At 69.2% G+C, this 3,360-nt stretch carries 2 protein-coding genes and 1 pseudogene; 2 read left to right on the forward strand and 1 reads right to left on the reverse strand.

What is annotated here, in order from left to right; translation table 11 throughout:
- Positions 1-982, forward strand: a 982-nt coding sequence (locus G6021_RS09775; RefSeq protein WP_347238944.1) for a putative PEP-binding protein, incomplete at its 5' end; no start/stop codon positions are given.
- 153 nt (positions 983-1,135) lie between these two features.
- The gene (locus G6021_RS09780; protein ID WP_182641178.1) at positions 1,136-2,971 is read left to right on the forward strand and encodes an acyl-CoA dehydrogenase; all 1,836 of its coding nucleotides are present in this window, start codon (positions 1,136-1,138) and stop codon (positions 2,969-2,971) included.
- 140 nt (positions 2,972-3,111) lie between these two features.
- On the opposite strand, the pseudogene G6021_RS09785 reads toward G6021_RS09780, so the two are convergent.
- Positions 3,112-3,360: pseudogene (locus G6021_RS09785) on the reverse strand (hypothetical protein); the annotation flags it as partial.

Genomic DNA, 3,360 nt, shown 5'->3' on the forward strand with positions numbered 1-3,360 from the left:
GGCCGCCGCCGAACAGGCTCCCGCCGACGCGGGTCGGGCGCCCGAGGTGAGGACCCGCGAGGTCACCGCGACCGCGGTGTACGTCAACCTCGCGACCCCCGACGCCGCGGCCCGGGTCGCCGCGATGGACGTCGATGGCGTGGGCCTGTTGCGCGCGGAGTTCCTCATCACCAGCGCGCTGGACGGCGTCCACCCGCGCACGCTCATCGCCGAGGGCAGGGCGGAGGAGTACGTGGGACGGATGGCCTCCGGCATCAGCACGATCGCCGCGGCCTTCGACCCCCGACCGGTGGTCTACCGCGCCACGGACCTGCGTTCCAACGAGTTCCGTGGCCTGCTCGGCGGCGAGGTCGAGGCCGAGGAGCGCAACCCGATGATCGGCTACCGCGGGTGCTTCCGCTACACGCAGGAACCGGACCTGTTCCGACTGGAGCTGGACGCGTTGGCCCGGGTGCGGCAGAAGCACGGCAACCTGCACCTGATGATCCCGTTCGTCCGCACCGGGTGGGAGCTCCGGGCCTGCCTGGACATCATCGACGCCCACCCGATCGGCCGGGACAAGGGACTCAAGCGATGGATCATGGCCGAGGTCCCGTCGGTCGTCCACTGGATCCCCGAGTACGCCGCGATGGGCATCGACGGGGTCTCGATCGGGTCCAACGACCTCACCCAGCTGACGCTCGGGGTGGACCGCGACTCCGAGGTCTGCGCGGAGCTCTTCGACTCGATGGACCCGGCGGTTCTGGCGTTCATCGACCAGATCATCGACCGTTGCCATGAATCGGGACTCACGGTCTCGCTGTGCGGGCAGGCCGCCTCGACCGACCCGGCGATGGCCGAACACCTCGTCCGCAAAGGCGTGACGTCGGTGTCGGTCACACCGGACTACGCGGAGATCACCCGGCGGACCGTGGCGCGGGCCGAGAAATCGATCCTGCTCGATGCGGCCCGATCGGCCGCGCGCCGCCCACCTGCGAAATAAGAGTCTTTCCTCACCTTGGACGGATCGCTGACGACGCACTAACATCTGTCTTGTTACCGACGGGTAGGTTCCGGTGCGCCCATGGACACCAGTGCCGACCCGCGCGGCCACCTCCATTGCCACGACACCGCACTCCGATCGGAGAAGACCGTAATGGGTCACTACAAGAGCAACGTCCGCGATCTCGAGTTCAACATGTTCGAGGTCCTGCGCATGAACGAGGCACTCGACGCCGGCGAGTTCGGCGACATGGACACCGAGACCGCCCGGGGCATCCTCTCCGAGGTCGCGACCCTCACCGAGGGCCCGGTCGCCGAGTCCTTCTCGTCGGCCGACCGCAACCCGCCGGTCTTCGACCCCGAGACCCACTCGGTCTCCCTGCCCGAGGACTTCAAGAAGTCGTTCCGCGCCTGGTACGACGCCGGCTACTGGTCGATGGGACTGCCGGAGGAGCTCGGCGGGATGCCGGCCCCCCGCGCGATGGTGTGGGCCACCGGCGAGATGATGCTCGGGGCCAACCCGGCGGCGTTCATGTACGGTGCCGGCCCCGCCTTCGCCGCCGTCCTCTACGAGAACGGCACCGAGGAGCAGAAGCAGTGGGCCGCCACCTGCGTCGAGCGCGGCTGGGGAGCGACCATGGTCCTCACCGAGCCCGACGCCGGCTCCGATGTCGGTTCCGGCCGCACGAAGGCGGTCAAGCAGGACGACGGCAGCTGGCACATCGAGGGCGTCAAGCGGTTCATCACCTCGGCCGACTCGGACGACATGTTCGAGAACATCTTCCACCTGGTCCTGGCCCGCCCCGAGGGCGCGGGCCCGGGCACCAAGGGACTGTCGCTGTTCTTCGTCCCCAAGATCCACTTCGACTTCGAGACCGGCGAGCTGGGCGAGCGCAACGGCGTGTTCGTCACCGGCGTCGAGCACAAGATGGGCATCAAGGTCTCCACCACGTGCGAGCTGACCTTCGGCGGCCACGGGGTCCCGGCCAAGGGCTGGATCGTCGGTGACGGCGAGCTCAACCTGGGCATCCGGCAGATGTTCGACGTGATCGAGCACGCCCGGATGATGGTCGGCACCAAAGCCATCTCCACCCTGTCGACCGGCTACCTCAACGCCCTGGAGTTCGCCAAGGAGCGCGTCCAGGGTGGCGACATGGTCGAGATGGCCGACAAGAACGCCCCCCGCGTGACCATCACCCACCACCCGGACGTGCGCCGGGCGCTCATCCGCCAGAAGGCGTTCGCCGAGGGCCTGCGCGCGGTGTACATGTACACCGCCGCCCATCAGGACGTCGAGATCGCCCAGCGCGTCTCCGGTGCCGACGGCGAGCTCGCCCACCGCGTCAACGACCTGCTCCTGCCGATCGTCAAGGGTGTCGGGTCCGAGCGGGCGTACGAGCTGCTCACCGAGTCGCTTCAGACCTTCGGCGGGTCGGGCTTCCTGCAGGACTACCCGATCGAGCAGTACATCCGCGACGCCAAGATCGACTCCCTGTACGAGGGCACCACCGCGATCCAGGCGCAGGACTTCTTCTTCCGGAAGATCGCCCGCGACCGCGGCACCGCCATCGGCCACGTCTCGGCGCAGATCAAGAAGTTCCTCGAGGCCGACGGGCCCGCGGAGCTGGCCGCCGAGCGCGAGGTCCTGGCCACCGCGCTCGCCGACGTCGAGGCGATGGTCGGCACCTGCTTCGACCACCTCCTCGCCTCGCAGGAGGATCCCAAGCACCTCTACACCATCGGTCTGGCCTCGGTCCGTCTGCTCATGGCGTTCGGCGACCTCATGATGGGCTGGCGACTGCTCGTCGGCGCAAAGGTCGCCCTCGGGGCACTGGACGGTGCGTCGGACGCCGACAAGGGCTTCTACAACGGCAAGATCGCCGCCGCCAAGTGGTTCGCGAACAACGAGCTCCCGCTGATCACCGCCACCCGCGGGATCGTCGCCGGCCTCGGCAGCGAGCTCATGGAGCTGGACGAGGCCGCGTTCTGATCCACCGCTGACCACGCCCCGCGTTCCCCGGGGGTTGTGCATCGTGTTCGGTCCCGACACGCCGCACGACCCCCGGGGATCCGTGCATTTCGGGTGCATCACCGGATCCGCGGCGGTGCTGTGCGGTGCGGCGGGACTGGTCAGTTGCCGGGCAGGACCGGTATCCGGAACTCCGGCAGACCCGGGATCCGTATCGCGTCGTCCGGCACCGGCGGCGGCGCGACCGGGCCGGGCGGCTCGTCCGCGGGTGCCGGACTCTCCACCCTGCACTCGATCCGGACCCGGGGCGCATAGGTGGACGACACGGTGTCGGTGCTGACCGTCTCCTCGCCCCGCTGGACCACGCGGGTGACCCGGGCCGTGTACCCGTCGGCACCCGGGTCCGGGGT

Origin of the sequence: Dietzia sp. CW19 (assembly GCF_014145265.1) — a bacterium.
Taxonomy (GTDB): Bacteria; Actinomycetota; Actinomycetes; order Mycobacteriales; family Mycobacteriaceae; genus Dietzia; species Dietzia natronolimnaea.